At 65.5% G+C, this 26,956-nt stretch carries 24 protein-coding genes and 3 tRNA genes; 16 read left to right on the forward strand and 11 right to left on the reverse strand.

Annotated features, from left to right (window positions below):
- Positions 1 to 17 precede the first annotated feature (17 nt).
- Positions 18 to 1,166, reverse strand: coding sequence for a ribonuclease D (gene rnd, locus AC1ZV1_RS22200; protein ID WP_484293650.1), 1,149 nt, complete (start codon positions 1,164 to 1,166; stop codon positions 18 to 20).
- Between the two features lie 125 nt (positions 1,167 to 1,291).
- Between rnd and AC1ZV1_RS22205 the strand changes: the two genes are divergently transcribed.
- A complete protein-coding gene (locus AC1ZV1_RS22205; protein WP_484293651.1) occupies positions 1,292 to 2,353 on the forward strand; it encodes an SMP-30/gluconolactonase/LRE family protein in 1,062 nt (353 codons plus the stop codon).
- A gap of 4 nt (positions 2,354 to 2,357) precedes the next feature.
- Here the strand turns inward: AC1ZV1_RS22205 and AC1ZV1_RS22210 are convergent, their stop codons facing one another.
- The gene (locus tag AC1ZV1_RS22210) at positions 2,358 to 3,152 is read right to left on the reverse strand and encodes a lysophospholipid acyltransferase family protein (protein WP_484293652.1); all 795 of its coding nucleotides are present in this window, start codon (positions 3,150 to 3,152) and stop codon (positions 2,358 to 2,360) included.
- A gap of 79 nt (positions 3,153 to 3,231) precedes the next feature.
- Here AC1ZV1_RS22210 and AC1ZV1_RS22215 point away from each other — a divergent pair, with 79 nt between their 5' ends.
- From AC1ZV1_RS22215 to AC1ZV1_RS22230, 4 genes are all read left to right on the forward strand, one after another.
- A complete protein-coding gene (locus AC1ZV1_RS22215) occupies positions 3,232 to 4,086 on the forward strand; it encodes a sulfurtransferase (protein WP_484293653.1) in 855 nt (284 codons plus the stop codon).
- Positions 4,087 to 4,201: 115 nt separating this feature from the next.
- A complete protein-coding gene (locus AC1ZV1_RS22220) occupies positions 4,202 to 4,855 on the forward strand; it encodes a tetratricopeptide repeat protein (protein ID WP_484293654.1) in 654 nt (217 codons plus the stop codon).
- A 183-nt stretch (positions 4,856 to 5,038) separates the two neighbouring features.
- A complete protein-coding gene (locus AC1ZV1_RS22225; protein WP_484293655.1) occupies positions 5,039 to 5,518 on the forward strand; it encodes a hypothetical protein in 480 nt (159 codons plus the stop codon).
- A gap of 185 nt (positions 5,519 to 5,703) precedes the next feature.
- Positions 5,704 to 6,993: an outer membrane protein transport protein gene (locus AC1ZV1_RS22230; RefSeq protein ID WP_484293656.1), complete on the forward strand. Its 1,290-nt coding sequence runs from the start codon at positions 5,704 to 5,706 to the stop codon at positions 6,991 to 6,993.
- A 60-nt stretch (positions 6,994 to 7,053) separates the two neighbouring features.
- Here AC1ZV1_RS22230 and AC1ZV1_RS22235 read toward each other — a convergent pair whose 3' ends face one another.
- Positions 7,054 to 7,638 carry a MarR family winged helix-turn-helix transcriptional regulator gene (locus tag AC1ZV1_RS22235; protein WP_484293657.1) on the reverse strand — a complete coding sequence of 195 codons (585 nt, stop codon included), beginning with the start codon at positions 7,636 to 7,638 and terminating at the stop codon, positions 7,054 to 7,056.
- Positions 7,639 to 7,751: 113 nt separating this feature from the next.
- On the opposite strand from AC1ZV1_RS22235, the gene AC1ZV1_RS22240 reads away from it, so the two are divergent.
- Positions 7,752 to 7,976, forward strand: coding sequence for a thioredoxin family protein (locus tag AC1ZV1_RS22240; RefSeq protein ID WP_484293658.1), 225 nt, complete (start codon positions 7,752 to 7,754; stop codon positions 7,974 to 7,976).
- An 11-nt stretch (positions 7,977 to 7,987) separates the two neighbouring features.
- Positions 7,988 to 8,269 (forward strand): Rho-binding antiterminator, encoded by a 282-nt coding sequence (locus AC1ZV1_RS22245; protein WP_484293659.1) that lies wholly within the window; start codon positions 7,988 to 7,990, stop codon positions 8,267 to 8,269.
- A 15-nt stretch (positions 8,270 to 8,284) separates the two neighbouring features.
- On the opposite strand, the gene AC1ZV1_RS22250 is transcribed toward AC1ZV1_RS22245, so the two are convergent.
- Complete coding sequence (locus tag AC1ZV1_RS22250; protein WP_484293660.1) at positions 8,285 to 8,824, reverse strand: DUF2058 domain-containing protein; 540 nt, start codon at positions 8,822 to 8,824, stop codon at positions 8,285 to 8,287.
- A 161-nt stretch (positions 8,825 to 8,985) separates the two neighbouring features.
- Between AC1ZV1_RS22250 and AC1ZV1_RS22255 the strand changes: the two genes are divergently transcribed.
- Entirely contained in the window at positions 8,986 to 9,918 is a 933-nt protein-coding gene (locus AC1ZV1_RS22255; RefSeq protein WP_484293661.1) for an aspartyl/asparaginyl beta-hydroxylase domain-containing protein, read from the forward strand.
- Positions 9,919 to 9,982: 64 nt separating this feature from the next.
- Here the strand turns inward: AC1ZV1_RS22255 and mazG are convergent, their stop codons facing one another.
- The 6 genes from mazG to AC1ZV1_RS22285 form a co-directional block, all read right to left on the reverse strand.
- A complete protein-coding gene (gene mazG / locus AC1ZV1_RS22260; RefSeq protein WP_484293662.1) occupies positions 9,983 to 10,816 on the reverse strand; it encodes a nucleoside triphosphate pyrophosphohydrolase in 834 nt (277 codons plus the stop codon).
- Positions 10,809 to 13,067: a GTP diphosphokinase gene (relA, locus tag AC1ZV1_RS22265; RefSeq protein ID WP_484293663.1), complete on the reverse strand. Its 2,259-nt coding sequence runs from the start codon at positions 13,065 to 13,067 to the stop codon at positions 10,809 to 10,811. Before relA ends, mazG begins: the two co-directional genes overlap by 8 nt.
- Positions 13,068 to 13,156: 89 nt before the next feature.
- Complete coding sequence (gene rlmD / locus AC1ZV1_RS22270) at positions 13,157 to 14,527, reverse strand: 23S rRNA (uracil(1939)-C(5))-methyltransferase RlmD (protein WP_484293664.1); 1,371 nt, start codon at positions 14,525 to 14,527, stop codon at positions 13,157 to 13,159.
- Position 14,528: 1 nt separating this feature from the next.
- Positions 14,529 to 15,428, reverse strand: coding sequence for a cysteine synthase CysM (gene cysM, locus AC1ZV1_RS22275; protein ID WP_484293665.1), 900 nt, complete (start codon positions 15,426 to 15,428; stop codon positions 14,529 to 14,531).
- Between the two features lie 110 nt (positions 15,429 to 15,538).
- Positions 15,539 to 16,885 (reverse strand): HAMP domain-containing sensor histidine kinase, encoded by a 1,347-nt coding sequence (locus AC1ZV1_RS22280; protein ID WP_484293666.1) that lies wholly within the window; start codon positions 16,883 to 16,885, stop codon positions 15,539 to 15,541.
- Between the two features lies 1 nt (position 16,886).
- On the reverse strand, positions 16,887 to 17,603 hold the full coding sequence (locus AC1ZV1_RS22285; protein WP_484293667.1) for a response regulator transcription factor: 717 nt from the start codon (positions 17,601 to 17,603) through the stop codon (positions 16,887 to 16,889).
- Positions 17,604 to 17,730: 127 nt separating this feature from the next.
- Here AC1ZV1_RS22285 and AC1ZV1_RS22290 point away from each other — a divergent pair, with 127 nt between their 5' ends.
- The 4 genes from AC1ZV1_RS22290 to AC1ZV1_RS22305 all read left to right on the forward strand — a co-directional run bounded on the left by AC1ZV1_RS22290 (position 17,731) and on the right by AC1ZV1_RS22305 (position 22,406).
- Positions 17,731 to 20,502, forward strand: a complete 2,772-nt coding sequence (locus AC1ZV1_RS22290; protein WP_484293668.1) for a response regulator — start codon at positions 17,731 to 17,733, stop codon at positions 20,500 to 20,502.
- A 16-nt stretch (positions 20,503 to 20,518) separates the two neighbouring features.
- A complete protein-coding gene (locus AC1ZV1_RS22295; RefSeq protein WP_484293669.1) occupies positions 20,519 to 21,508 on the forward strand; it encodes a 2-hydroxyacid dehydrogenase in 990 nt (329 codons plus the stop codon).
- Between the two features lie 62 nt (positions 21,509 to 21,570).
- Positions 21,571 to 22,011 carry a hypothetical protein gene (locus tag AC1ZV1_RS22300; RefSeq protein ID WP_484293670.1) on the forward strand — a complete coding sequence of 147 codons (441 nt, stop codon included), beginning with the start codon at positions 21,571 to 21,573 and terminating at the stop codon, positions 22,009 to 22,011.
- Positions 22,008 to 22,406: an META domain-containing protein gene (locus AC1ZV1_RS22305; RefSeq protein WP_484293671.1), complete on the forward strand. Its 399-nt coding sequence runs from the start codon at positions 22,008 to 22,010 to the stop codon at positions 22,404 to 22,406. The genes AC1ZV1_RS22300 and AC1ZV1_RS22305 overlap by 4 nt, the downstream gene beginning before the upstream one ends.
- Positions 22,407 to 22,421: 15 nt before the next feature.
- On the opposite strand, the gene dinB is transcribed toward AC1ZV1_RS22305, so the two are convergent.
- Positions 22,422 to 23,420 carry a DNA polymerase IV gene (gene dinB / locus AC1ZV1_RS22310; protein ID WP_484297606.1) on the reverse strand — a complete coding sequence of 333 codons (999 nt, stop codon included), beginning with the start codon at positions 23,418 to 23,420 and terminating at the stop codon, positions 22,422 to 22,424.
- Between the two features lie 279 nt (positions 23,421 to 23,699).
- On the opposite strand from dinB, the gene AC1ZV1_RS22315 reads away from it, so the two are divergent.
- From AC1ZV1_RS22315 to mprF, 4 genes are all read left to right on the forward strand, one after another.
- A tRNA-Met gene (locus tag AC1ZV1_RS22315) sits at positions 23,700 to 23,776 on the forward strand.
- Positions 23,777 to 23,891: 115 nt separating this feature from the next.
- Positions 23,892 to 23,968 (forward strand) — tRNA-Met (locus tag AC1ZV1_RS22320).
- 115 nt (positions 23,969 to 24,083) lie between these two features.
- A tRNA-Met gene (locus AC1ZV1_RS22325) sits at positions 24,084 to 24,160 on the forward strand.
- Between the two features lie 161 nt (positions 24,161 to 24,321).
- Positions 24,322 to 26,955, forward strand: coding sequence for a bifunctional lysylphosphatidylglycerol flippase/synthetase MprF (mprF, locus tag AC1ZV1_RS22330; protein ID WP_484293672.1), 2,634 nt, complete (start codon positions 24,322 to 24,324; stop codon positions 26,953 to 26,955).
- Position 26,956: the final 1 nt, after the last annotated feature.

Here is a 26,956-nt window from a genome sequence, read left to right on the forward strand (position 1 = left end):
TTGTTGAGTGGGCCGCGTTATTCGGGGGTCTGGGCAGCCAGGCTGTCGAGCAGGGCCTGCCCCATCAGCTCACGGCGCCAGCCTTGCAGCGAATCGGGCAATTGGTAGGGACCATCGGGCCAGCCGGTCTTGAGCAGGGCTTCGAGGATCTTCTTGCGCAGCATCAGCTCGGGCGCCATGCCCAGGCGCTCGGCCTCCTTCTGGCCGACTTCGCGCAGTTTCTTCAGCACTGGGGTGATCTCCCGCGGCAGCGGCTCGGGCAGCGTCTGCGGCCAGACGGCTTCAGGCAGCTTCGCTGCATGGGCTATCAGCGCGATCAGAGTGTCGCCATCCTGGCGCACGGTGCGCGGGTGCATGTCGTCGATGCGTGCCAGGGCGACCTTGTCGGCTGGCTGGAAGCGTGCCAGCGGCCACAGGGTGTGCTCGCGCAGAATGTGGTTGCGCGGCTTGTTGCGCAACCGCGCCTGTTCCTCGCGCCAGACGCACAGTTCGCGCAGCACGGCCAGTTGCTGGCGACCCAGCTTCCATGCCAGCTTGACGTCGAGGTAGGCCTCCTTCGGGTCGCTGACACGGCTCTGGTTGTTGGTCAGGTCGGTGCCGTCGGCCAGCAGCCACTGCAGCTTCTCGTCGCTCAGGCGCGGCGCGAGCTTCACATAGACCTCGGCCAGGTGCTGAACATCCTCGGCGGCGTAGCGTACCTGCATGTCGGTCAGCGGGCGCTGCAGCCAGTCGGAGCGGGTTTCGTCCTTGGGCAGGTCGAGGCCGAGGATTTCCAGCACCAGCCTGGAGTAGCCCATCGAGTGCGGCATGCCCAGGTAGGCGGCGGCCAGCTGGGTATCGAACAGCGGCTGCGGCAGGCTGCCGGTCAGGCGCTGAAAGACCTCCAGGTCCTCGCCGCAGGCATGGAACACCTTGACCACCACCGGCGACTCCAGCACGGCAGCGAACGGCGACCAGTCGCGGATCAGCAGCGGGTCGATCAGCCACACGCCGCTGCCGTCGCCCACCTGCACCAGCCCGGCGGCCGGATAGAAGGTATCGACACGCATGAACTCGGTATCGAGCGCGAGGTAGGGCAGTTCTTTCCAGTCCTGGCACTTGCGCTCCAGGGTGGCATCGTCGCGAATCCACTGTATGTCGAGGATGGTCACGAACTTCTCCTTCATTTCGGTGCGCGCAGTATATAGAGATGCATGATGTGCGAGCATTCCACTCGGCCATCGGTCTGTGCCGACTGCATGGCAACTTCTACGCTTTGCCCCGCCCACAACGACAAGAAGGCAACTCGCGCATGAAAAAGCTTCTCGGACTGGTCGTCCTGCTGGCCCTGGCCCTCGCGGTCTACCTGGCGCTCACGCCCAGCCCCATCGACCCGCTGGCCTGGACGCCGCCCAAGGCGCCGCCGATGACCGGGGTGATGGAACCCAACGACACGCTGATGAAAGCCGAACTGCTCGCCCAGGGCCAGATCGTCGGCCCGGAAGACACCGCCGTGGACAGCCAGGGCCGGGTTTTCGCCGGTCTCGATGACGGACGCATCGTCCGTATCGGCGCCGATGGCAAGGCCGAAACCTTTGTCGAAACCGGCGGCCGCCCGCTGGGCCTGGCGTTCGACAAGGCCGGCAACCTGATCGTCGCCGACGCCTGGAAGGGCCTGCTGGAGGTCGATCCGCAGGGCAGGATCCGCGTGCTGACCGATTCGGCCGAAGGCATTCCGTTCGCCTTCACCGATGACCTGGACATCGCCAGCGACGGGCGTATCTATTTCAGCGACGCGTCCAGCCGCTTCCATCAGCCCGACTACATCCTCGATCTGCTCGAAGCCCGCCCCCACGGCCGCCTGCTGCGCTACGACCCGGCCACCGGCAAGACCGAGACGCTGCTCAAGGACCTGTACTTCGCCAATGGCGTGGCGCTGTCGCAGAACGAGGACTTCGTGCTGGTCAACGAGACCTACCGCTACCGCATCACCCGCTACTGGCTGAAGGGTGAGAAGGCCGGACAGCATGACGTGTTCGTCGACAACCTGCCGGGCCTGCCGGACAACCTCGCCAGCGACCGCAGCGGCACCTTCTGGGTCGCCCTGCCCTCGCCGCGCAAGGCCGACGCTGACATGATCCAGCAGATGCCCTGGCTGAAACGCCAGCTCACCAAATTGCCGCGCGCGGTCCTGCCCAAGCCGGTGCCCTACGGCCTGGTGATCCAGGTGAACGAGAACGGCGAGATCGTGCGCAGCCTGCATGACACCAGCGGCCAACACCTGCGCATGGTGACCTCGGCCAAGCCGGTGAACGGTGTGCTCTACCTGGGCAGCCTGGAGAACGACCGCATCGGCCGGCTGCCCATCCGCTGACGCCTCAGGCCGGCGTCTGCTCCTTCAGGGCAGGCGTCGGTGCGGGCACAGCAGCAGGCTCCAGCAGCTCCAGCATGCGCTCGCGCACCTCACTCATCAGTGCATCGACGCCGTGCTCGGTGAACTGGGTAGAGTCGATCGGCGCGCCGACATGCACTTCCACCGGTGTGCCGATATTCAGCTTCAGGCCGCCGGCCGGCAGCAATTGCTGGATGCCGCGGATGGCCACCGGGACGATGATCGCGTCGGTCTGCTGGGCCAGGCGGAAGCAGCCCTTCTTGAACGGCTGCAGCCTGCCGTCCTTCGAACGCGTGCCCTCGGGCGCGGCCCAGAGCACGATGCCGCTTTCCATCATGTCCCGCGCCTTGGCCAGATCGGCCATGGCCTGGTGGCGGTTGTGCCGGTCGATGGACGGGAACTCCGCCGCACGCATCGCCGCGCCCCACACCGGCACGGCGAACAACTCGCGCTTGGCGAGCATCCGGATCGATCCGGGCAGGGTCACGAAAATGGCCGGGATGTCGTAGAAGCTCGAGTGGGTGCAGAGGATCATGTAGCGACGGCCATCGCCGAAGTCCGGCACCTCGCCGTGGCGGCTCAGCCGCGCGCCGGTCAGGCGCAGCAGGCTCCCGGACCAGTCGCGGGTGAAGCCATCGACCTTGGCGCGGCGCAGCCGGCCGATGGCGCCCAGCGCCAGGACTCGGACGCTGTAGCCCAGGGTGATCAGAACGGTCGCCAGTCCCACCAGGGCGACGCGCAGCGGGCCCGCCTTGCGCGGTGCCGATTGCTGGTCGTGCATGTTTGCCAACTCCCACCAACTTTTCATCGTACAAGCCTTATGATGCGCTCAAGCCCCGTCACGACACAGGAACGCGCCCATGACCCAAGCCCGACTGCTCACGCCCGAGCAACTGGCCGCCCGCCTCGATGACCCGAATCTCGTCCTGCTCGATTGCCGCTTCGCCCTCGAAGACCCGACCTACGGCGCGCGCAGCTACCAGGAGAACCACATCCCCGGCGCGCATTTCGCCGACCTCAACCGGGCACTCTCCTCCCCGGTGATTCCGGGTGTCACCGGCCGTCATCCGCTGCCCGATCCGCAACACCTGCAGGAACACCTGCGCGCCTGGGGCCTGAACGCCGACAGCGAAGTGGTGCTGTATGACGACGGCCCCGGCGCCTTCGCCGCCCGCGCCTGGTGGCTGCTGCTCTGGTTGGGCAAGAGCGAAGGCGTCTATCTGCTCGATGGCGGCCTGACCGCCTGGCGCAACGCCGGCCTTCCCCTGACCACAGCGGAAACGCCATTGCGCCCCGGCGACTTCCAGGGCGAGCCGGACAACAGCCTGCTGATCAGCGCGAGGGAGCTGGCCGCGAAACTCGGCGACGCCGAGCTGCCCTTGATCGACGCCCGCGGCCTACCGCGCTTCCGCGGCGAAGTCGAACCCATCGATCCCGTCGCCGGGCACATCCCCGGCGCACAGTGCGCAGCCTTCACCGACAACCTCGGCCAGGACGGCCGTTTCCTGCGTCCGGAACACCTGCACCAGCGCTTCGCCAGCCTGCTCCGTGGCCGTCCGGCGGAGGACCTGGTGGCCTATTGCGGCTCCGGCGTCACCGCCTGCCACAACCTGTTCGCCCTGAGCCTCGCGGGTTATCCGCTGGGCCGCCTCTACGCGGGTTCCTGGAGCGAATGGATCACTGACAGCCGGCGTCCGGTGGCCACGGGCGACTGATCTCCCCGCTCTGGCGGGAAAAACGGAAGGCGCTTCACACCGGCGCCGTCTGTTCCTATGGATAGGTGTCAGGGCATCGGTCAGACTCGTGCCCATTCTTCAAAGGAGTGATCCCATGCCGTCGTGCATCCGCCAAACCCTGCTCGCCAGCCTCCTGCTGGGCCTGTGCAGCGCCATCCCCGTCCACGCCGCCGAGCTGGAGGCCACACCCTGCGCCATCCAGGACGAGTGGTCCGACCTTTACGGCGAAGACCTGGTGAACGCCGCCAAGGCCGGCCACGCCTCCGCCCAGTACACGCTCGGCCTGGAATACGACGCCGGCAGCGATGAGTACGACCAGGACTACGAGAAGGCCGCCTACTGGTACGAGAAGGCCGCCAGGCAGGGCCATGCCTGCGCCCAGTACAACCTCGGCAACGCCTATGACAATGGCGACGGCGTGGAACAGGACTCGGCCAAGGCGGTGTACTGGTACCAGAAGGCTGTCGACCAGGGCGACAAGGATGCACAGTTCAACCTGGCGATCATGTACGAGAACGGTACCGGCGTAACTCGCAGCTACAAGAAGGCCTTCGCCCTCTACCTGCTGTCGGCTGAGCAGGGCGACGCGGATGCCGAGTTCCAGGTGGCGGAGAGCTACGCCAAGGGTCGCGGTGTGGCGAAGAACCCGGCGCAGGCTCGCGCCTGGTACCAGAAGGCCGCGGATCAGGGACACGAAGAGGCCGAGGAAAAGCTTGCTGCGATGCCGGAGTTACCGCCGAGCATCTAATCGCCAGAAGTAATATGAACGAAAGCTGCTCCGACGAAACAGTTTAAAAACAGGCCTTTACATCACCTTCATCGCACTACACTTCAAATCGAGCGGCTAAGTCCGCTTCCGGCGGGGCCGAGGATAATCATCAGAAGCTGCCAAGACGCCCAGCCCCGCCGGTCATTGATGACGAGGGATGTCATGGGAATCGCCGCGAACGATCTGTGCCAGTACGTGATCCGCCCCACCCTGCACTACCTGGGGCGTCACAGTGTCGCGGCCGAATCGCTGCTGCTGGGGGCAGCGGCCTGTCAGTCGGCGCTGGGGAGCGCCCTCGATGACAGCCATGGCCACGGGCTGTATCGCATTGGTGAGCAACGACACCAGACGCTGTGGGACGGATTCCTGGCGCTGGACCCCGAGCTGGCCAGCCGCGTGCGGGGGCTGGCCAGCCAGCACGCTTTCCTCGACGCGCCGCACCTGGAACTTACGGTCAACCTGCGCTACAGCACCGCCATCGCCTGGATGCTGGTCGAGGCGGAACGCCTGCCGCTGCCGCTGGCGGACGATCCCATGGAACTGGCCCGCATCTGGCGCCAGGTTTTCCATCCCCACGGGCGCCTCCACGACTTTGTCGACGCCTGGCACAGCTACGTCGGAAATTTCAGTCGAGTCGCGTGAATATTTCTCATTCCAACCGTGACCAAACGGTCAGAAATCATTTGCATACAGCGACGAACGGACATCATTCAGATGGAACGCTCGTTTGAGCCCCGAAGCCCAAGGTAGAGCGCCTGCCAACCACTACCCAAGACCTGGGAATCTTGGTAGCTTGCGCGCCGATAAACACAGGAGTTGCTCTAACAATGAAAACAACATGGCTCAAGACCACCCTCGCACTGACCATTAGCGCTGCCTCCGCTCAGGTGCTTGCCAACGGCATCGCCATCAACGAGCAGAGCGCCAGCGGCGCCGGTACCGCCTACGCGGGCCGCGCTTCCTCGGCATTGGACGCCAGCACCATCTACGGCAACCCTGCCGGCATCTCCAAGCTCAAGCGCACTGAAGTCAGCGGCGGTCTGGCCGTGGTCTCCGCCAAGGACGACATCAGCGACGCCCACAGCACTGCCTCCGGCTCCAACAAGGGCGACTCCGTACCGCTGGCGGCCGTGCCGTTCGGCTACTTCGCCACCCCGCTGGATGACAAGGTCAGCGTCGGCCTGGGCGTCTACGTGCCCTACGGCATCATCAACGACTACGAAAGTGGCTTCCAGGGCCGTTCCCACGGCTCCTACAGCAAGGTCCAGGTGATCACCGTCCAGCCGACCATCAGCTACAAGTTCAACGACGTGGTGGCTGTCGGCTTCGGTCCGACCATCAACCGCATCGACGGCAAGCTGGAGAACTACCTGAACACCGGCGGGCTGAACAGCGCACTGGGCGGCAATGGCGACGACACCAAGATCAGCATCAAGGGTGACGACACCGCTGCCGGCTTCAACGTCGGCATCCTGGTAACCCCGACCGAGAGCACCTCCCTCGGCGCCACCTACCACTCCAAGGTGAAGTACGAGCTGAAGGGCCACACCACCGTCTCCAACTCGCCGGGCGGCCTGTTCGATTCGCGTATGAACGCCAACCTGGACATCACCCTGCCCGAATCCCTGGACCTGTCCATCACCCAGAAGCTGGACGACCGCTGGACCGTCTACGGCGGCACCACCTGGACGCGCTGGAGCCGTCTGGAGTCCATCGAAGTGCAGAACCAGGGCGCTCCGCTGCCGCAGTTCAGCACCATCGGTGAAGACCTGAGCTGGCACGACACCTGGTCCGCCGCGATCGGCACTTCCTACCAGGTCAATGACCAATGGGTCCTGCGTACCGGCTTTGCCTACGATCCGTCGCCGACCAGCAACGAGCATCGCAACGTGCGCATCCCGGTGGGCGATCGCAAGATCTTCACCCTGGGCGCCGGCTACTCGCCCAACGCCGACATGACCATCGACGTGGCTTACGCCTACCTGTGGGAATCCACCGCCAGCGTGAACCAGCCCGACGGCCAGGAACTGGCAGGCATCCAACTGCAGCCGGCTTACAGCGCCAAGTACGACAACAGCGCCCACGGCCTGACCGCGCAGATGACCTATCGCTTCTGATAGCGTCTGAGCCATGAAAAAGCCGGGCATCTGCCCGGCTTTTTCTTGCCCGCAATGTGTCTACGGGGGTGCCGCTCCGGCCGCCTCGTTGGGCGCCGCGTGCTCGCGACAGATCAGCTCGCCTTCGCATGCCTCCAGCCTTTCCCCGGTCAAACCACAGAGCGCGCCGTCGTCGAGTTTTCGGTGGAAGCGGCAGGTGCGGCACAGTCCGAAGCCCGGCACGTCTTCCTGGCGCTGCACAGTCATCAGCAGTTCCCGCAGCAGTTCGACCAGCAATTTGCTGCGCTCGCCCAGTGCCGTCTCGGCACGGCGCAGGAAGGCTGGCGGCACCAGGGCATCGATCAGCCCCCTGCCCTCCTGTGTCAGCTCCAGGTGCACGCTGCGGCGGTCCTGGGCATCCGGACGCTTCTCGATCAGCCCCTTGGCCTCCAGCGCCTTGAGCGACTGGGACACCGTGCCCTTGGTCAGCCCGAGGAAATCCGTCACCCCCAGCGGCGTATTCGAATAGCGGTTGCAGCGCGCCAGGTAGTTCAGCGCGCTCAGCTGGATCGGCTGCAGATCGGCCATCAGCGGCTGCTCGCGCGCCCAGGCACGCATCAGACTGGCGATGCGCTCGAGGTAGTCGTACAGGGTCGTATCGGTCATGGGCAGATCCTCCACTAGATAGTATCGATCAAAAACCAATTTGACAGAAGGTCAATTTCAATCGCAGACTGATTTGGTGTCGATTCGATACATAAACAATCAGGAGAAGGATCATGAGCAAAGCCGTTTACTACCATGCCGGGTGCCCAGTCTGTGTCGAAGCCGAGCGCGCGCTACTGCCATTGCTGAATCGCGACGTGGAAGTGGTGCACCTGGGCGAACAATCACCACGCGTCACCGAAGCCGAGGCAGCCGGAGTGAAGTCGGTCCCGGCGCTGGTGGTCGATGGACAGGTGCTGCACTTGAACTTCGGCGCAGCGCTGAGCGACCTGAAGTAAGGCCCAGCGGCATGAGCCTCTACCAGCCGCTGCACTGCGATCTCCACGATTACCTGGAGATCGCCTGCCTGTACCGCTACTGGCTGCGTATCGAGCTGCGTGACGGCCTGGCGTTCGACGCCCAGGCCTTCACCACGCACACGCGGCGACGCGCGGACGGGATGCTGGAGGAATATCTGGAGGTGCGGGTGGACGAAGCCAGCCGGGAGTTCCGGCTGGACCGTCTGCATGCCGTTACACCGTTGTCGGCGCAGGCGCTGTTCGGGAGGGTCGAGCTGCATCCGGCTGCCTGAGCTGCCGGAACGACCTCACCACATGAGGTCGTCGGGCACCACGTAATCCTTGTACGGATCGTCTTCGTCCGGCTCACCGCTGGGCTCGCTGAGGACGATGATGCGGCGCTCGTCGCGCTCCTGGATGCGCAGCGCGGCGTCACGCGGCACGATCTCGTAGCGACCGTCGTAGCTGACGATGGCCAGGCTGCCGCGGCTGAGCTTGTCGCGGATCAGATCGTTCACCGAGATGCGCTTGACCTTCTTGTTGTCGACGAAATTGTAGTAATCGTCTGACTCCAGCTTCGGCAGGCGCGTGCCCTCGATCAACTGCTTGATCTGCGCAGCCTTGGCCTTCTTCTCGGCCTTTTCCTGCTGCTGGCGGTTCAGCTCGGTGTCGCGGGCCTGCTTCTCGGCCTGGGCCTGCAGGGCCGCCTGACGCTGGCTGTCGTCCTTGGCCACCTGGTTCTTGTGCTCCAGGCGCTGCTGTTTCTGCTTCTGCTTGCCGGCCTGCTTGGCCTGCTTCTCGTTGACCAGCCCGGCTTTCAGCAACTGATCACGCAATGACATGCTCATGAATCAAGGCTCTCCAACAGCCCATAGTGATGCAGGACAACTCCAGACCAACGCATAGGTGCGGCGGGAACGTCCTCAGGGGGTATAATCCTCGGGCCTGTGCCAGCGCAGTGCAAGTGCCTGGCTCGAATTCACTCATCTGGAGCGGACTCGTTACCTCCATGCTGAAGCTCATCGTTCTCGCGATATTGGCCATCTTCCTCGTCGCCATCCTTTACGTGCATCTGCGCGGCAAGGTGCGGTTACCCTTCCTGCGCCAGGTGGTGAACCACTCCGCCTGGTTCGCCCCGTACAACTCACTGATGTATCTGAACTCCAGCGTGCCCTCCAAGCCGTACCTGGACCGCGAACGTTTTCCCGAACTCGACAAGCTGCGCGACAACTGGCAGACGATCCGCGAGGAGGCTGAGCAGTTGTTCGACGAGGGCTACATCCGCGACGCCCTGAACAACAACGAGGCCGGCTTCGGCTCCTTTTTCAAGAAGGGCTGGACCCGCTTCTACCTGACCTGGTACGACGGCCCCCTGCCCTCTGCGCAACAACTTTGCCCCAAGACTGTGGAGCTGGTGAGCAGCATCCCCAACGTCAAGGGCGCGATGTTCACCCGCCTGCCGCCGCGCAGCCACCTGAACAAGCACCGCGACCCCTACGGCGGTTCGCTGCGCTATCACCTGGGCCTGGCCACGCCGAACTCCGACGACTGCCGCATCTTCGTCGACGGCCAACCCTACGCCTGGCGCGACGGCCAGGACGTGATGTTCGACGAGACCTTCGTCCACTGGGTGAAGAACGAGACGGACGAATCGCGCCTGATCCTCTTCTGCGATATCGAGCGACCGCTCAAATCGCCGCTGCTGACCCGCATCAACCGCCGCGTCAGCGCCTTCCTGGGCCGTGCCACCGCACCGCAGAACGTCGAAGGCGAACGCGTCGGGGGGATCAACCAGGCGTACTCGGTGCTGATCCGCTTCGGCAATGCCGTGGGCAGCAAAGTGAAAGTGTTCAAGCGCGCCTATCCCAAGGCCTATCGCATCGGCCGGCCGGTCCTGGCGGTGCTGCTGCTGGTATTGATCCTGCGCTGGCTGTTTGGCTGAACGCCCAAGTCTTGTCACAAAAAAAAGCCCCGCAATCGCGGGGCTTTTTTATGGTCAGAAGCACTTATCCACAGCTGAGCGGACTCTTCTCGTCGCGCTTGGCAGCGCCCCACAACTCGTCCATCTCTTCCAGGTTGCTGTCTTCCAGCGTACGACCCTGGTCGCGCAGGGCCGTCTCGATGTAACGGAAGCGACGCTCGAATTTGGCGTTGGCAGCGCGCAAGGCGGTTTCCGGATCGACCTTGAGCTTGCGCGCCAGGTTGACCACCACGAACAGCAGGTCGCCCACTTCCTCGGCCTGCGCTTCGGTGTCGCCGCCGGCCATGGCTTCCAGCACTTCGTCCAGCTCCTCACGGACCTTGTCCACCACCGGCAGGGCGTCAGCCCAGTCGAAGCCGACCTGGGAAGCACGTTTCTGCAGCTTGGCGGCGCGGCTCAGTGCCGGCAGGGCACTGGGCACGTCGTCCAGCAGGGACAGTTGCACGGGTTCGGTAGCCTTGGCGGCGCGTTCCTCGGCTTTCAGTTCTTCCCAGCGCTGCTTGACCGCCGCTTCCTCCAGCTTCGCCGGATCCGGCTCGCCGTACAGGTCGCCGTCGGGGAACACGTGGGGATGGCGGCGGATCAACTTGCGGGTGATGCCATCGACCACCGCATCGAACTCGAAGCGCCCCTCTTCGCGCGCCAACTGCGCGTAGTAGACGACCTGGAACAGCAGGTCGCCCAGCTCTTCACGCAGGTGGTCGAAATCGCCGCGCTCGATGGCGTCGGCGACTTCGTAGGCCTCTTCGAGGGTGTACGGAACGATGGTCGCGTAGCTCTGCTTCAGGTCCCAGGGGCAACCGTGCTGCGGGTCACGCAGCCGGGCCATCAGGTACAGCAGGTCGTCGAGCTTATGCATCCTTGGCACCCGCGCGATCACGCCGCGCCTCGATGATGTTGGGCAGCTGCGAGATGCGCGCCAGCAGGCGGCCCAGCGAGTCGAGACCGGGGATCTCGATGGTCAGGCGCATGACCGCGGTGTTGTCTTCCTTGTCCGAGCGGGTGTTCACCGCCAGCACGTTGATGCGCTCGTTGAGCAGCATCTGCGAAACGTCGCGCAGCAGGCCGGAACGGTCGTAGGCGCGGATGACGATATCCACCGGATAGGTGCTGACCGGCACCGGCCCCCAGCTGACCTGGATGATCCGCTCCGGCTCCCGCCCGGCCAGTTGCAGCGCCGTGGCGCAGTCCTGGCGGTGAATGGTCACGCCGCGGCCGAGGGTGATGTAGCCGACGATCGGGTCGCCCGGCAGCGGCTGGCAGCAACCGGCCATCTGCGTGAGCAGGTTGCCGACGCCCTGGATCTGGATGTCGCCACGCTTGCCGTGGCCGATCTTGCTGGGCTTGCGCGGGATGAGTTCGAGCTGCTCGGTACCTCGCTCGGGCTCGACCAGCTGCTGCGCGTAGTTGACCACGTGGGCCAGGCGCAGGTCGCCGGCGCCCAGGGCGGCGAACAGGTCTTCGCCGGTCTTGTAGTTGGCCTTCTCGGCGAGCTTCTCGAAGTCCACCGGCGGCAGTGCCAGGCGGCCCAGCTCGCGTTCGAGCATGGCCTTGCCGGCGGCGACGTTCTGGTCGCGCGCCTGCAGCTTGAACCAGTGGACGATCTTCGCCCGGGCCCGCGACGTCGTGACGTAGCCCAGGTTCTGGTTCAGCCAGTCACGGCTTGGCCCGCTCTGCTTGCCGGTGATGATCTCCACCTGCTCGCCGGTCTGCAGGCTGTAGTTCAGCGGCACGATACGGCCGTTGATCTTGGCACCACGGCAGTTGTGGCCAACCTCGGTGTGCACGCGGTAGGCGAAGTCCAGCGGCGTGGAGCCCTTGGGCAGGTCGATGGCGTGGCCGTCGGGGGTGAAGACGTAGACCCGGTCGGGTTCGATGTCCACCCGCAGCTGTTCGGCGAGGCCGCCGATGTCGCCCAGCTCCTCGTGCCACTCGAGGACCTGACGCAGCCAGGAAATCTTCTCTTCGTAGTGGTTGGAGCTGGCCTTGACGTCGGTGCCCTTGTAACGCCAGTGCGCGCAGACGCCCAGCTCGGCCTCTTCATGCATGGCATGGGTGCGGATCTGCACTTCCAGCACCTTGCCCTCGGGGCCGATCACCGCGGTGTGCAACGAGCGGTAGCCGTTCTCCTTGGGGTTGGCGATGTAGTCGTCGAATTCCTTGGGGATGTGCCGCCACAGGGTGTGCACAATGCCCAGCGCGGTGTAGCAGTCGCGCATTTCCGGCACCAGCACGCGCACGGCGCGCACGTCGTAGATCTGGCTGAAGTCCAGGCCCTTGCGCTGCATCTTCCGCCAGATGGAATAGATATGCTTGGCGCGACCGGACAGGTCTGCCTTGATGCCGGTATCGGCCAGGGCGTCCTTGAGCTGCTGCATCACGGTGGCGATGTACTGCTCGCGGTCCAGCCGGCGCTCATGCAGCAGCTTGGCGATCTGCTTGTACTGGTCGGGTTCCAGGTAGCGGAAGGACAGGTCCTCCAGCTCCCACTTGATATGGCCGATGCCCAGGCGATGGGCCAGCGGGGCGTAGATGTCGAACACCTCGCGGGCAACGCGCATGCGCTTTTCTTCGTCGGCGTTCTTCACCGCACGGATCGCGCAGGTGCGCTCTGCCAGCTTGATCAGCGCGACGCGCACGTCGTCGACCATGGCCACCAGCATCTTGCGCAGGTTCTCGATCTGCGCCTGGGTGCCGAGCACCAGGGACTGCCGCGGGTTGAGGCTGGTGCTGATCGCTGCCATGCGCAGCACGCCTTCGATCAGCTTGGCGACGACGGGGCCGAAACGCTGTGCCACGTCCTCGAGCTTGACCTTGCCCTCGCGCACGCCACGGTAGATCACCGCGGCGACCAGAGACTCCTGGTCGAGCTTCAGGTCCGCGAGTATCTCGGCGATCTCCAGGCCCGTCTGGAAGCTGGAAGTACCGTCCGCCCAGGAGTTGTCAGCCGTGCTGACAGCCCTGTCTTCCACCTCGCGAGCGAACTCGCAGGCTTCCAGCAGGACCTGGCGATCCAGTCCCGGGACCAGGGTCTGGACATGGTCCAGCCAGGCCTCGAGATTGATGCTGCCGTCGGTGTTGACCGGCTGATGCGCTCTCACCTGTACCATCGTGTCTACCCTTCCCCACGGTGCGCCACAACACACCGCTCACTGCGCCGGCCTTTCTTGCTTGAGCCGGTCGGATTGCGCGGGCCTTCCTAGCCCGCCTCGAACAAAGCCATGGCCTCGACATGGGCCGTCTGCGGGAACATGTCGAGGATACCGGCGCGTTTCAGGCGGTAGCCCTGTCGGGCCAGTTCGCCGGCGTCGCGCGCCAGGGTCGCCGGGTTGCAGGACACATAGAGTACCCGCTCAGCGCCCAGTGAACGCATCTGCCGCGCCGGCTCGAAGGCTCCGTCACGCGGAGGGTCGAGCAGCACGGCGGTAAAATCCTCCGCCGCCCAGGGGGCGTCGGCAAGCGGTTTCGTCAGATCCGCCTGATGGAACCGAGTATTAGCCAGGCCATTGGCCCGGGCATTGGCGGCAGCGCGCTCGACCATGGTCTGCACACCTTCCACGCCAACGACTTCACGCACCTGGCGCGCCAGCGGCAGGGCGAAGTTGCCCAGGCCGCAGAACAGGTCCAGCACGCGCTCGTCGCTGCCCGGCTTCAGCCAGCCCAGCGCCTGAGCAACCATCGCCTCGTTCACCGGCTCGTTCACCTGAACGAAGTCGCCGGGACGGTAGGCCAGGGTCAGATCCCAGGCTTCGAGCCGGAAGCCCAGCTCCCGGTTCCCGGTGTTTTCGGCATCGTCGGAGCAACGCGTCGGTTCGCCGTCACCCTGCAACCACAGTTGCACATCCCGTGCCGAACAGAATTCCAGCAGTCGCGCGCGGTCGCTATCGGACAAAGGTTCGATATGCCGCAGCAGCAATGCACTGGAGGTCCCGTGGAACAGCTCGACGTGCCCCAGGGACTGCGGCTTGGCGAAGCTGCGCAGCAGCGCCGGCAGCTCGCGGGCGAGAACCTGCAGCTCGGGCACCAGCACCAGGCAGTCGTCGAAGGCAACGATGGCCTGGCTGGCGGCAGCACGGAAGCCGACGTCCAGGCGCTTGGCCTTCACGTCCCAGCGCACGGCGAGACGGGCGCGGCGGCGGTAGCCGAACTCCGGCCCGACCAGCGGTGCGGCCCACTCTTGCGGCGTCAGCCCGGAGAAGCGCTCCAGCTGCTCTGCCAGGGTGCGCTGCTTGAGCGCCAGCTGATCGGCATGAGGCAGGTGCTGCAGGCTGCAACCGCCACAGGTGCCGGCAACCGGGCAAGGCTCGGTGCGGCGGTTGGCGGCAGCGGTGAAGAGGCGTTCGCTGCGGGCGTCGACGATCTGCGCGCGAGCGGAGAGCACACGGGCCTCCACCACTTCGCCCGGCAGGGCGTTGGCGACGAACCAGGTGCGCCCGTCGGCGTAGGCGATGCCACGGCCATCGTGGGCCAGGCGCTCGATGTTCAGGCGCTGCTTCTTGCCCACCGGTACCGCAGGGCTCCGCGCTCCGCCGCTAGGCTGGAAACGCAGGCCGGATCTCTGCTTGGCCATGTCAGTTGGAGTCGAACACGCCCGAGGACAGGTAACGGTCGCCACGGTCGCAGATGATCGCCACCAGGGTCGCGTTTTCCAGCTCGCGCGACAGGCGCAGCATGGCCGCCACCGCACCACCGGAGGATACGCCACAGAAGATGCCCTCTTCGCGGGCCAGGCGGCGCATCACGTCTTCGGCTTCGCTCTGCTGCATGTCGACCACACGGTCGACGCGAGTGGCGTCGAAGATCTTCGGCAGATACTCCTGCGGCCAGCGGCGGATGCCCGGGATGGCCGAGCCTTCCATCGGCTGCAGGCCGACGATCTGCACGTTGGGGTTCTGCTCCTTGAGGTAGCGCGAGACCCCCATGATGGTGCCGGTGGTGCCCATCGAGCTGACGAAATGAGTGATCTCACCGCCGGTCTGCTGCCAGATTTCCGGACCGGTGGAGTGGTAGTGGGCAATCGGGTTGTCGCCATTGGCGAACTGGTCCAGCACCTTGCCCTGGCCGTCGCGTGCCATCTGGTCGGCGAGGTCGCGGGCGCCTTCCATGCCCTGTTCCTTGGTCACCAGGATCAGCTCGGCGCCATAGGCAGTCATGGCCGCCTTGCGTTCGGCGGTGGAGTTGTCGGGCATGATCAGGATCATGCGGTAGCCCTTGATCGCCGCCGCCATCGCCAGGGCGATGCCGGTGTTGCCGGAGGTGGCTTCGATCAGCGTGTCGCCGGGCGTGATGTCGCCGCGCAGTTCGGCACGGGTGATCATCGACAGTGCCGGGCGATCCTTCACCGAACCCGCAGGGTTGTTACCCTCGAGTTTTACCAGCAGGGTGTTGGAAGTTTCCCCGGCCAGGCGCTGCAGGCGCACCAGCGGGGTATGGCCGACGCAATCGGCGATAGTCGGGTACTGCACGGTCATGGAGGCACTCGGTTCCGAATCGCAGAGGGGAAGACCGCCTATGATACCGGCAAAAACCGACCTGCCATACGAAACTTCCTAACAAGCCATGTGGAGCGGGCCTGGTGCCCTCAGGCCGCCGTCGCATCCGGCAGGCGCAGATGCACGCGAAGCCCCGCCTCGGCGCAGTCCGCCCAGAGTTCACCGCCCTGCATGCGCAGCGAGCTGCGGGCAATGCTCAGGCCCAGGCCGAAGCCCTCACCGGTGCGTGCATCGGAGAGCCGGGTGAACGGCAGGAAAATGCGCTCCAGGTCAGATTCCGCCACGCCCGGACCATCGTCCTCCAGCCACAGGTGCCAGCCGCCCGGCTCGCGCCGACCACTCAGGCGGATGCGGCCATCCTCGGGCGAATGGCGGATGGCATTGCGCAGGAGGTTTTCCAGCGCCTGGGCCAGTCCGTTGAGGTGGCCGCGCACGCGGCAGTCTGCCGGCACCTGATAAAGGAAGCGCTCGGTACTCCAGCCCGCCTCGAAGCGCGCGTCGTCCACCAGCAGGTCCCACAGCGAACGCAGGTCGATCTCCTCCAGCGCCACGCGCGGACGTTCGGTATCCAGCCAGGCCAGCTCCAGGGTGTCGGCAACCAGGCGCTGCATCACCTCTACCTCCCGCTCGACACGCTGACGCAGCGCGGCTTCGCTGATCGGACTGTCGCCGGCCACCCGCAGGCGGCTGAGCGGCGTCCGCAGCTCGTGGGACAGATCGCGCAGCAACTGGCGCTGCAGGCCAACGTGGCCGCGCAGGCGCTCGGCCATATGGTCCAGCGCGCGTCCCAGCTCGCCGAGTTCGTCACGACGAGCGATCAGTTCCGGACCGGCGACCGAGCCGAGGTTATCCGCCTGCAGAGCATTGGCGTGTTCGCGCAGGCGCCCAAGCGGACGCACCAGTCGGCGATAGATCAGCCCACAGAGCATCAGGGCGAGGATCGCCGGCACCAGCGCATGGCTGATGGACTGGCGCAGGAAGCTCAGGCCACCGGGCAGGTAGCGCTGCGGTAGTTGCACGACCAGCCGGCCAGCTGATGGATCGTCCGGGAAGGGAATGCCGATGAACGGAAGATTCACTGAGCGCGAGCTCACCGGCCAGTCCAGCCCACGCTGGAAGGTCAGGTGCGCCACATCCTCCATGGGTAGAGGCTGCGTGCCCAGCGACTGCAACCGGGCATCGACCACGACCATCCACACCGGCTCGCGCTGCTTCATCTGCGCCAGCCAGGCATCGACACCTGCCGGGCCGCCCGTATGCCAGGCCTGCTGGGCCTCATCTGCGTAGCCGGCAAGTACCTGCCGCGCCGCCTCGGACAGGAAGTAGCTGTCGCGCTCCATCTGCTTGCCCCAGTTCCAGGACAGCCAGATCACCGACAGGCACAGCACCACGAGGGCGACGGCGAGTTTCCAGAACAGCGAATGGCGGCCGGGCATGTCAGTCCTCGGCCTCGGCGAACACGTAGCCCTTGCCCCACACGGTGTGCAGGTGGTGGCGAACGTAGCCGATGGCCTGCAGCTTGCGGCGCAGGTGGCTGACGTGCATGTCCAGACTGCGGTCGTGGGCAGTGAAGGCGCGGTGCAGCACGTGCTGATAAAGGAAGGGTTTGCTCAGGGTCTCGCCCTGGCTGCCGAGGAAGGTCTCCAGCAGTCGGTACTCGGTGCCGGTCAGGCCCGCCCATTGACCGTCCAGCCCGACGTCGTCCTTTTGCGGGTCCATCTGCAGCCCGGTCGGCGTCGGCATGCTGCTCAGCGATGGGCTGCCACGCTCCAGCGCCACGCGGCGCAGCACCGCGTCCACGCGCACGCTCAGCTCGGCGAGGCTGAAGGGCTTGGGCAGGTAATCGTCGGCGCCCTGGGAAAAGCCGGCGATGCGATCCTGCTCGGCGCCCAGGGCGGACATCAGGATCACCGGCACCGCACGCTCGCGGCGCAGGGTACGGAGGATATCCAGGCCCCCGGTGCCGGGCAGCATGATGTCCATCAGCACCAGGTCGTAGTCGCCGCCGCGCGCCTGGGCCAGGCCTTCGTCGCCGTCCTGGCACCAGGTGACCTCGAAGCCACGCTCGCTCAGATGGGAAGACAGGTGGGCGCCCAGGGTCGGGTCGTCCTCGATGGTCAACAGGCGCAGGCCTGACGAAGCGATGGCATTCATATCAAATAAGAGTGATTAGCAATTGCGTGGAGTATTCACGATTCCGCGCGATCTCGGCAAGGCAAAGGGCTTCCGACGAAGGTCTGAACCGCTACACTGCCGGGGATAAACGCATCGGAGGAAGCGCGTGTTCAAGGATCTCGGCATCAAGGGACGGGTACTGCTGCTCACCCTGCTGCCCACCAGCCTGCTGGCGCTGGTGCTGGGCGGCTATTTCACCTGGGTGCAGCTGTCGGACATGCACGCCCAGTTGATCGAGCGCGGGCAACTGATCGCGGAGCAACTGGCTCCGCTGTCCGCCCCAGCCATGGCCAACCACAATAATGAGCTGCTCGAGCGCATCGCCAACGAAGCGCTGGACCAGCCGGACGTGCGCGCCGTCACCTTCCTCAATCCGGACCGGGAAAAGCTGGTCCACGCCGGCCCCAGCATCCTCACTCCCATGCCCTCGGGCGATGGCTCGCACCTGAGCATGGCGAGCAACCTGGACACCACCCACTTCCTCCTGCCCGTACTGGGCAAGCACCGCAGCCTGTCCGGCGACCCCGACGAAGACGCCGAGAAGCTGCTCGGCTGGGTCGAACTGGAACTCTCGCACCACGGCACCCTGCTGCGCGGCTACCGCAGCCTGTTCACCAGTCTGCTGCTGATCGGCGCAGGCCTGGCAGTCACAGCCCTGCTCGCCCTGCGGATGAGCCGCGCGATCAACGCACCACTGGGACAGATCGCCCAGGGTGTCGCCCAGCTCAAGGAAGGCCGCCTGGAAACCCGCCTGCCCGCACTGGGCAGCCACGAACTGGACGAGCTGGCCGGCGGCATCAACCGCATGGCCGAGGCGTTGCAGAGCGCCCAGGAGGAAATGCAGCACAACATCGACCAGGCCACCGAGGACGTGCGGCAGAACCTGGAGACCATCGAGATCCAGAACATCGAGCTGGACCTCGCGCGCAAGGAGGCCCTGGAGGCAAGCCGGATCAAGTCCGAGTTCCTCGCCAACATGAGCCACGAGATCCGCACCCCGCTCAACGGCATCCTCGGCTTCACCAATCTGCTGCAGAAGAGCGAGATGACCAGCCGCCAGCAGGACTACCTCGGCACCATCCACAAGTCCGCCGAAAGCCTGCTGGGGATCATCAACGAAATCCTCGACTTCTCGAAGATCGAGGCCGGCAAGCTGGTGCTGGAGAACATCCCGTTCAACCTGCGCGAGCTGATCCAGGACACCCTGACCATCCTCGCCCCCGCTGCCCACGAGAAGCACCTGGAGCTGGTCAGCCTGATCTACCGCGACACCCCGCTGCAACTGGTGGGTGACCCGCAGCGACTGAAGCAGGTGCTGACCAATCTGGTGAGCAATGCCATCAAGTTCACCCACGACGGCAGCATCGCCGTGCGCGCCATGCTCGAAGACGAGAGCGACGACCGCGCACAATTGCGCATCAGCGTGCAGGATACCGGCGTCGGCCTGACCGACGCCGACCTGCGCGCGCTGTTCCAGGCCTTCAGCCAGGCCGACAACTCGCTCTCGCGCCAGGCGGGCGGCACCGGGCTGGGGCTGGTGATCTCCAAACGCCTGATCGAACAGATGGGGGGTGAGATCGGTGTGGAAAGCAGCGCCGGGGACGGCTCGGAGTTCTGGATCAGCCTCAACCTGCCCAAGGCCCGCGACGACGGCGACGACCTGCCGGCAGCCCTGGCCGGCGGCCTGCGCGTGGCGCTGTACGAGCCCCATGAACTGACCCGCACCGCCCTGCACCACCAACTGGAAGACTGCGGCCTGGAAGTCACCGAGTTCCCCGACCTCGCCACCCTGGAAAAGGCTCTGCTGGCCGGGCCCTCGGACCAGGCGCCGATCACCCTCGCGCTGCTCGGCGTCACCGCCGCCGAACACCCGCCCGAGGCGCTGCGCCAGTCCATCCGCGAGCTGGAACAGCACGGCTGCAAGAGCCTGGTGCTTTGCCCGACCATCGAACAGGCGCACTACAATGACGTACTGCCCGACGCCCAGGTGCAAAGCAAACCCGCCTGTACTCGCAAGCTGCAGCAGGCAATGAACGAACTGCTGCACCTGCGTCCCGCGCGCAGGGAAAAATCCGTCAACGGTCGACTGGAACGCCCGCCGCGCCTGCTCTGCGTCGATGACAACCCGGCCAACCTGCTGCTGGTGAAGACCCTGTTGAGCGATATGGGCGCCGAGGTGGTCGCGGTGGACAGCGGCCTGGCCGCTGTCGACGCCGTGCAGCGCGAGCGCTTCGACCTGGTCTTCATGGACGTGCAGATGCCAATCATGGACGGCCGCCAGGCCACCGAGGCGATCCGCCAGTGGGAAGGCGACCGCGAGGTCAGCCCGGTACCGATCATCGCCCTCACCGCGCACGCCCTGGCCAACGAGAAACGCGCCCTGCTGCAGGGCGGCATGGATGATTACCTGACCAAGCCGATCGACGAACGCCAACTGGTCCAGGTGATCCTCAAGTGGACCGGACTGGCACTGGGCGAACCGCACGAAGAACGCCCGCGCCCCGCCGAGTCCAGCCTGCAGGGCCTCAGCGTGCTGGACCCGGAAGAAGGCCTGCGCCTGGCCGCCGGCAAGCCGGAACTGGCTGCCGACATGCTCGGCATGCTGCTCGCCTCGCTGTCGGCCGACCGCCAGGTGATCGGCCAGGCTCGCGAACGCAACGATCGCAACACCCTGCTCGAACGCATCCACCGCCTGCACGGCGCCACCCGCTACTGCGGTGTGCCGATGCTGCGCGCCGCCTGCCAGCGCGCCGAAACGCTGCTCAAGCAGAACGACCCGGACGGCCCCGCCGCGCTGGACGAACTGGACAAGGCCATGGCCGAACTGGCCCAGGCGACCGAAGGCCACCTGGAAGTCGAAGCCGGCCAACCGCACTGAGGACGGAATCCACGCGATGCGCATCATCCTGTTCAGCAACCAGAGCTACGACCGCGACAGCTTCCTCGCCGCCAACCACGGCCACGGCTTCGAACTGCACTTCCAGCAGGCGCAACTGCGCGAGGATACCGTCGCCCTGGCCATGGGCTTCGAGGTCGTCTGCCCCTTCGTCAATGACGATCTGTCGCGTCCGGTGCTGGAGCACCTGGCCGCCGGCGGAACCCGGCTGATCGCCCTGCGCTCCGCCGGCTACAACCACGTCGACCTGGCCGCCGCGCAGGCGCTGGGGCTCGCCGTCGTGCGCGTACCGGCCTATTCGCCCCACGCGGTGGCCGAACATGGCGTGGGATTGGTCCTAGCCCTCTGCCGGCACCTGCACCGCGCCTACAACCGTACCCGTGAGGGCGACTTCTCGCTTCACGGTCTGACCGGCTTCGACCTGCACGGGCGAACCGTCGGGGTGATCGGCAGCGGGCAGATCGGCGAGGTCTTCGCCCGTATCATGAGCGGCTTCGGCTGCCACATCCTGGCCTACGACCCCTACCCAAACCGCGCCATCGAGACCCTGGGCGGGCGCTTCGTGGAACTGGACGAGCTGCTCGCACAATCCGACATCATCAGCCTGCACTGCCCGCTCAACGATGCGACCAAGCACCTGATCAACGCCCGCAGCCTTGCGCGCATGAAGCGTGGCTCCATGCTGATCAACACCGGACGCGGCGCACTGGTGGATACGCCGGCGCTGATCGAGGCGCTGAAAAGCGGCCAGCTCGGCTACCTCGGCCTGGACGTGTATGAAGAAGAAGCCGACATCTTCTTCGCCGACCGCTCGGACCAGCCGCTGCAGGACGATGTGCTGGCGCGCCTGCTGACCTTCCCCAACGTGATCATCACCGCGCATCAGGCCTTCCTTACCCGCGAGGCGCTGGCCGGAATCGCCCAGACCACCCTGGCCAACATCGCCGCCTGGCGGGCCGGAACCCCGGTCAATCGGGTCGAAGCTTGATCGGAAGGCGCTCGCATCCGCGCGCCACGCCCCCTAGAATGCCGCGCTTTCCCGGAGGACCCATGGCCCAGCACGATTTCCGCTACACCCTGCTCAACCCGCAATTCACCCTCAACGAGTGCCGCGCGCTGACTCCGGGCCGCTACCAGGTCACCGGCATCGGTGGCTCGATCAAGGCCGGCGACACCCTGCTGGTCAGCCTCAAGGGCAGCAAGAGCCTGAGCATGACCCTGGACGTGGAAAAGGTCCGCCACCTGATCAACCCGCCGGGACAGTGGATGGCCGTGGCCAAGGGCCCGGTGTTCCGGGAACTGGGTATCCATGAGTGGACCGTCAACTGTGACGGCTGCGGGACTACACTGGACTTCGAATTCGCCGTCGATGCCACCCTCGGCAAGGCTGCCCAGCAGCCTGCCGCAGAAGCGCGCATTGCCGAACTCGGTTGGGCGAAGGTGGGCAACCGCCACCTCTGCCCGGAATGCCAGAGCAAGGAGACCGCATGAAAGCCCTGATCGCCAGCGCCTGCACCGCGCTGGCCCTCGCCGGTTGCGCCAGCAAGCCGGTTCCCGAGGCCGAGCAGACCTACCGCGTGGAATGGATCGGCGAGCGCCCGCTGATCGACTACACCCACATCAGCCTGACCCTGGACGGCAGTGGCCGCGCCTATGGCAGTGCCGGCTGTAATCACTGGTTCGCCAGCTACAAGCTCGATGGCGACCAGTTGACCTTCGGCCAGCCCGGCTCCACCCGCAAGCTGTGCGCCGACCTGGTGATGGAGCAGGAACAGCAGTTCCTCAAGATGCTCGGCGACGTGCAGCGCTGGGATATCACCGACGAAGGCGAGCTGCGCCTGTGGCCTGTCAGCGGTCGCGCCATGCGCCTGTGGCCGGAAGGCTGAGCCTCTCTACCAGCGCTAGAACAGGCTGAGCTGTTCGTGGGCACCGCGCAGATCGACCAGGCGCACGCCCACGCCAATCAGCCGCACGGCCTTGTTGCCGCGCTGGAAGGCCTGCCCCAGCAGCAACCGGTAGCTTTCCAGGTCCCGCGCGGCGCCCGCCTGCTCGAGGGTGGTCTGGGTGAAGTCATGAAACTTCAGTTTGATGAACGGCTTGCCCGGCCGGTAGCTGGTGTCCAGGCGCGTCATGCGCCGCTCCAGCTCACTCAGCAATGACGGTAACTCGTCCTGGCAGGCCGCCAGGTCCGGCAAATCCTGGTCGAAGGTGTTCTCCACGCTGATCGACTGGCGCCGGCTGTCCACCTGCACCGGGCGCTCGTCGATGCCACGCGACAGGCCCCAGAGCCGCTCGCCAAAACTGCCGAACTCCTTGGCCAACTGAACACGCGACCAGTCGCGCAGGTCCGCACAGGTGCGGATCCCCAGGCGCGCCAGCTTCTCGGCGGTGACCTTGCCCACGCCATGCAGTTTCTTTACCGGCAGTTCGGCGACGAAACCGTCCACTTCGTCCGGCGTGACCACGAACAGGCCATTGGGCTTGCGCCAATCGCTGGCGATCTTGGCGATGAACTTGTTCGGCGCCACCCCGGCGGACACCGTGATGTGCAGGGTTTCCCAGACGCGCTGGCGAATCTCCCGGGCGATGCGCGTGGCGCTGCCACCGCAACGCTCGCTGTCGCTGACATCGAGGTAGGCCTCGTCCAGGGACAGCGGCTCGATCTGGTCGGTGTAGTCACGGAAGATCGCGTGGATATCCCGCGACGCCTCGCGATAGACGTCCATGCGCGGGCGGACAATGGTGAGGTCCGGGCACAGTTTCACCGCGGTGCGCATGGCCATGGCCGAGTGCAGCCCGTAGGCGCGCGCCTCGTAGTTGCAGGTCGCGACCACCCCACGCTTGTCCGGCGAGCCGCCCACGGCCAGCGGCTTTCCCGCCAGTGTCGGGTCGTCTCGCATCTCGATGGCGGCATAGAAGCAGTCGCAATCGATGTGGATGATCTTTCTCTGCCGAGTCACGAAGAAGGCGCCTGCATCACCGTCGGAAGCCGCCCGGAAAGGCAGCGGAAATCCCGTCCATGTTAATGCAAAAAACCGCCGCTCCGGTTATCCACAGGCAGGAAAATCCCATCGTCCCGGCGCAGCGCCACCACCGGCCTCCCCCGCTAAATATCTGATAGAAAATCACTTTTTCCCTATTTTCATTGACAGCCAGGGCGATCTGCGTAGAATGCTCGGCGCGGGATGGAGCAGTCTGGTAGCTCGTCGGGCTCATAACCCGAAGGTCGTAGGTTCAAATCCTGCTCCCGCAACCAGACACAGAAAAAGGCCACTCTTCGGAGTGGCCTTTTTTATTTGCCCTCGATTTAAATTATTGATCGAAAGCGAAATATCGATTGACAAGAGCTTTCACCTGCGTAGAATAGCCGGCGCGGGATGGAGCAGTCTGGTAGCTCGTCGGGCTCATAACCCGAAGGTCGTAGGTTCAAATCCTGCTCCCGCAACCAGACACAGAAAAAGGTCACTCTTCGGAGTGGCCTTTTTCGTTTGCGCGCGATTTAAATGATTGATCGAAAACGAAATATCGTTTGACACGAGGCTTCATATCCGTAGAATGGCCGCCGCGGGATGGAGCAGTCTGGTAGCTCGTCGGGCTCATAACCCGAAGGTCGTAGGTTCAAATCCTGCTCCCGCAACCAGACATCAAGAAGAAAGCCACTCTTAGGAGTGGCTTTTTTCGTTGTGCGCAGAAAAAACCATGTACGGGTGGCGCCAGCCGAATGACGAAAATACTCTCCAAGGACTTGGGAATTCGCGACAGTGCCCCTACTCTGTCGCGCAGGATCGTTAGAGGTGCCCGATGAGCGCCAACCCCGTCACACCTGATACACCTGCCACCGAAGAAGCCGCGCCCCGAGCGACCTGGCTCAATTGGATCAACGCCAATCGCCAGGCACTCGGCCTGGGCGTGACTCTGGTGCTGTTCAGCCTGGCGTTGATCGCCTGCTATCACTTGCTGCGCGACATCGACGCCTACTCCCTGCACGACGCATTGCTCGACGTGCCCACTGGTTCGTTGCTCGGCGCCTTCGCCGCCACCGTGGTCGGCTTCATCTTCCTGCTCGGCTACGAGTGGTCGGCCAGCCGCTTCGCCGGCGTGAAACTCCCCGTCCCGGCACTGCTGACCGGCGGCTTCTCGGCATTTGCCATCGGCAATGCGGTCGGCCTGTCGATGCTCTCCGGCGGCTCGGTGCGTTATCGCCTCTACGCTCGCCAGGGGTTGGGCGCCGGTGATGTCGCGTTGATGACGCTGTTCGCCAGTCTCTCGCTGGGCTGCGCATTGCCGGTACTGGCCGCACTGGCCGCACTGAGCGACCTGTCCGATGCCGCCCTCGCCCTGCACCTGCCGGAATGGCTGGTGGCCGTGCTGGCGCTCGCCATCATCGCGCTCTGCCTGCTGCTGGTGGTCTCGGTCGAACGCCGCCGACTGCCGGAGCAACCCTCGCCCGACAGTCATCTGGTCCGTGTCGGCCGCCGTACCCTGCGCCTGCCGGGTCTGCGCCTGTCGTTGCTGCAGTTGCTGATCACCGCGCTGGACGTGGCCGCCGCCGCCACCGTCCTCTACCTGCTGCTGCCTGAAGCGCCGCCCTTCGGCGCCTTCCTGCTGGTCTACCTGATTGCCCTGGCTGCCGGCGTGCTCAGCCATGTGCCGGGCGGCGTCGGCGTCTTCGAGGCCGTGCTGCTGGCCGCCTTCGCCGGCCAGCTGGGCGCCGCTCCGCTGGCTGCCGCGCTGCTGCTGTACCGCCTGATCTATGTCGTGCTGCCGCTGATCGTCGCCTGCCTGTTGCTGCTGTTCCTCGAGGCGCGCCGCATCCTGGTGGCCAGGCAGGCGGTACGCATCACCTCGGGTTTCGCCGCACAGATCCTGTCACTGCTGGTGTTCATGTCCGGCATCGTGCTCCTGTTCTCCGGCGCCACACCGTCCATCGATACCCGCCTGGACGAAGTCGGCTTCCTCGTGCCGCACCGCCTGATCGACGCCTCGCACCTGGCCGCCAGCCTGATCGGCGTGCTCTGTCTGCTGCTTGCCTACGGCCTGCGCCGCCGCCTGTCGGCCGCCTGGGCGCTGACCCTCGGCCTGCTGATCGCCGGTGCCGCACTGTCGCTGCTCAAGGGCTTCGACTGGGAAGAAGCGCTGATCCTGAGTTTCACCGCCGCCCTGCTGGTGATCTTCCGCAGCGCCTTCTATCGCCGCAGCCGCCTGATGGACCTGCCCTTCTCGCCGCTGTACCTGGGTGCCGCCGCCTGCGTCATCGCCGCCTCCATCTGGCTGCTGCTGTTCGCCTACCAGGACGTGCCCTACAGCCAGGAACTCTGGTGGCAGTTCGCCCTCGACGGCGACGCCCCGCGGGGCCTGCGCGCCGCCCTCGGCAGTTGCCTGCTGCTGGCTGCCCTGGCGCTGTACTGGCTGCTGCGCACCGCTCCACCGGCGATCCACGCACCAACCCGCGAGGAACTGGACACAGCCGCCGGCATCCTGGCCAATTCCGCACAGCCCGACGGCGGCCTGGCCCTGTCCGGCGACAAGGCGCTGCTGTTCCACGAAGGCAAAGATGCCTTCCTCATGTATGCCCGCCGCGGCCGCAGCCTGGTGGCACTGTTCGACCCCATCGGCCCGGCCCAGGCCCGCGCCGAGTTGATCTGGCAGTTCCGCGACCTGTGTGACCTGCACCACGCCCGCCCGGTGTTCTACCAGGTACGCGCGGAGAACCTGCCGCTGTACATGGACATCGGCCTGACCGCGCTCAAGCTCGGCGAGGAAGCACGGGTCGACCTGCGCCGCTTCGACCTGGAGAGCAAGGGCAAGGAGATGAAGGACCTGCGCTACACCTGGAACCGCGGCCAGCGCGACGGCCTGAGCCTGGAGTTCCACGACGCGGGCCAGGCGCCGATGGACGAGCTGCGCGCCATCTCCGACGCCTGGCTGGGTGGCAAGAACGTCCGTGAGAAGGGCTTCTCCCTCGGTCGCTTCACGCCCGAATACCTGGGCTATTTCCGCGTCGTCGTGGTCCGTTTCCAGGGCCGCGCCGTGGCCTTCGCCAACCTGCTGGAAACCTCCGGCAAGGAACTGGCGAGCATCGACCTGATGCGCGTCGCCCCTGACGCCCCCAAGCTGACCATGGAGTTCCTCATGCTCGGCCTGATCCTGCATTACAAGGAGAGCGGGCACACCCGCTTCAGCCTCGGCATGGTGCCCCTGGCCGGCTTGCAGCCGCGTCGTGGCGCCCCGCTGACCCAACGTCTCGGCGCGCTGGTATTTCGCCGGGGTGAGCAGTTCTACAATTTCCAGGGGTTGCGGCGCTTCAAGGACAAGTTCCAGCCCGACTGGGAACCCCGTTACCTGGCCGTGCCTGCCGGACTGGATCCGCTGGTGGCCCTGGCCGATACGGCCGCCCTCATCGCGGGCGGCCTGAGTGGATTGGTAAAACGCTGAT

Source organism: Pseudomonas sp. BB438 (assembly GCF_057180225.1).

Excerpts from the sequence above, each read along its gene's own strand:
- rnd (WP_484293650.1), bottom strand. The coding sequence starts at position 1,166 with ATGAAGGAGAAGTTCGTGACCATCCTCGACATACAGTGGATTCGCGAC.
- AC1ZV1_RS22205 (WP_484293651.1), top strand. The coding sequence starts at position 1,292 with ATGAAAAAGCTTCTCGGACTGGTCGTCCTGCTGGCCCTGGCCCTCGCG.
- AC1ZV1_RS22210 (WP_484293652.1), bottom strand. The coding sequence starts at position 3,152 with ATGCACGACCAGCAATCGGCACCGCGCAAGGCGGGCCCGCTGCGCGTC.
- AC1ZV1_RS22215 (WP_484293653.1), top strand. The coding sequence starts at position 3,232 with ATGACCCAAGCCCGACTGCTCACGCCCGAGCAACTGGCCGCCCGCCTC.
- AC1ZV1_RS22220 (WP_484293654.1), top strand. The coding sequence starts at position 4,202 with ATGCCGTCGTGCATCCGCCAAACCCTGCTCGCCAGCCTCCTGCTGGGC.
- AC1ZV1_RS22225 (WP_484293655.1), top strand. The coding sequence starts at position 5,039 with ATGGGAATCGCCGCGAACGATCTGTGCCAGTACGTGATCCGCCCCACC.
- AC1ZV1_RS22230 (WP_484293656.1), top strand. The coding sequence starts at position 5,704 with ATGAAAACAACATGGCTCAAGACCACCCTCGCACTGACCATTAGCGCT.
- AC1ZV1_RS22235 (WP_484293657.1), bottom strand. The coding sequence starts at position 7,638 with ATGACCGATACGACCCTGTACGACTACCTCGAGCGCATCGCCAGTCTG.
- AC1ZV1_RS22240 (WP_484293658.1), top strand. The coding sequence starts at position 7,752 with ATGAGCAAAGCCGTTTACTACCATGCCGGGTGCCCAGTCTGTGTCGAA.
- AC1ZV1_RS22245 (WP_484293659.1), top strand. The coding sequence starts at position 7,988 with ATGAGCCTCTACCAGCCGCTGCACTGCGATCTCCACGATTACCTGGAG.
- AC1ZV1_RS22250 (WP_484293660.1), bottom strand. The coding sequence starts at position 8,824 with ATGAGCATGTCATTGCGTGATCAGTTGCTGAAAGCCGGGCTGGTCAAC.
- AC1ZV1_RS22255 (WP_484293661.1), top strand. The coding sequence starts at position 8,986 with ATGCTGAAGCTCATCGTTCTCGCGATATTGGCCATCTTCCTCGTCGCC.
- mazG (WP_484293662.1), bottom strand. The coding sequence starts at position 10,816 with ATGCATAAGCTCGACGACCTGCTGTACCTGATGGCCCGGCTGCGTGAC.
- relA (WP_484293663.1), bottom strand. The coding sequence starts at position 13,067 with ATGGTACAGGTGAGAGCGCATCAGCCGGTCAACACCGACGGCAGCATC.
- rlmD (WP_484293664.1), bottom strand. The coding sequence starts at position 14,527 with ATGGCCAAGCAGAGATCCGGCCTGCGTTTCCAGCCTAGCGGCGGAGCG.
- cysM (WP_484293665.1), bottom strand. The coding sequence starts at position 15,428 with ATGACCGTGCAGTACCCGACTATCGCCGATTGCGTCGGCCATACCCCG.
- AC1ZV1_RS22280 (WP_484293666.1), bottom strand. The coding sequence starts at position 16,885 with ATGCCCGGCCGCCATTCGCTGTTCTGGAAACTCGCCGTCGCCCTCGTG.
- AC1ZV1_RS22285 (WP_484293667.1), bottom strand. The coding sequence starts at position 17,603 with ATGAATGCCATCGCTTCGTCAGGCCTGCGCCTGTTGACCATCGAGGAC.
- AC1ZV1_RS22295 (WP_484293669.1), top strand. The coding sequence starts at position 20,519 with ATGCGCATCATCCTGTTCAGCAACCAGAGCTACGACCGCGACAGCTTC.
- AC1ZV1_RS22300 (WP_484293670.1), top strand. The coding sequence starts at position 21,571 with ATGGCCCAGCACGATTTCCGCTACACCCTGCTCAACCCGCAATTCACC.
- AC1ZV1_RS22305 (WP_484293671.1), top strand. The coding sequence starts at position 22,008 with ATGAAAGCCCTGATCGCCAGCGCCTGCACCGCGCTGGCCCTCGCCGGT.
- dinB (WP_484297606.1), bottom strand. The coding sequence starts at position 23,420 with ATGCGAGACGACCCGACACTGGCGGGAAAGCCGCTGGCCGTGGGCGGC.
- mprF (WP_484293672.1), top strand. The coding sequence starts at position 24,322 with ATGAGCGCCAACCCCGTCACACCTGATACACCTGCCACCGAAGAAGCC.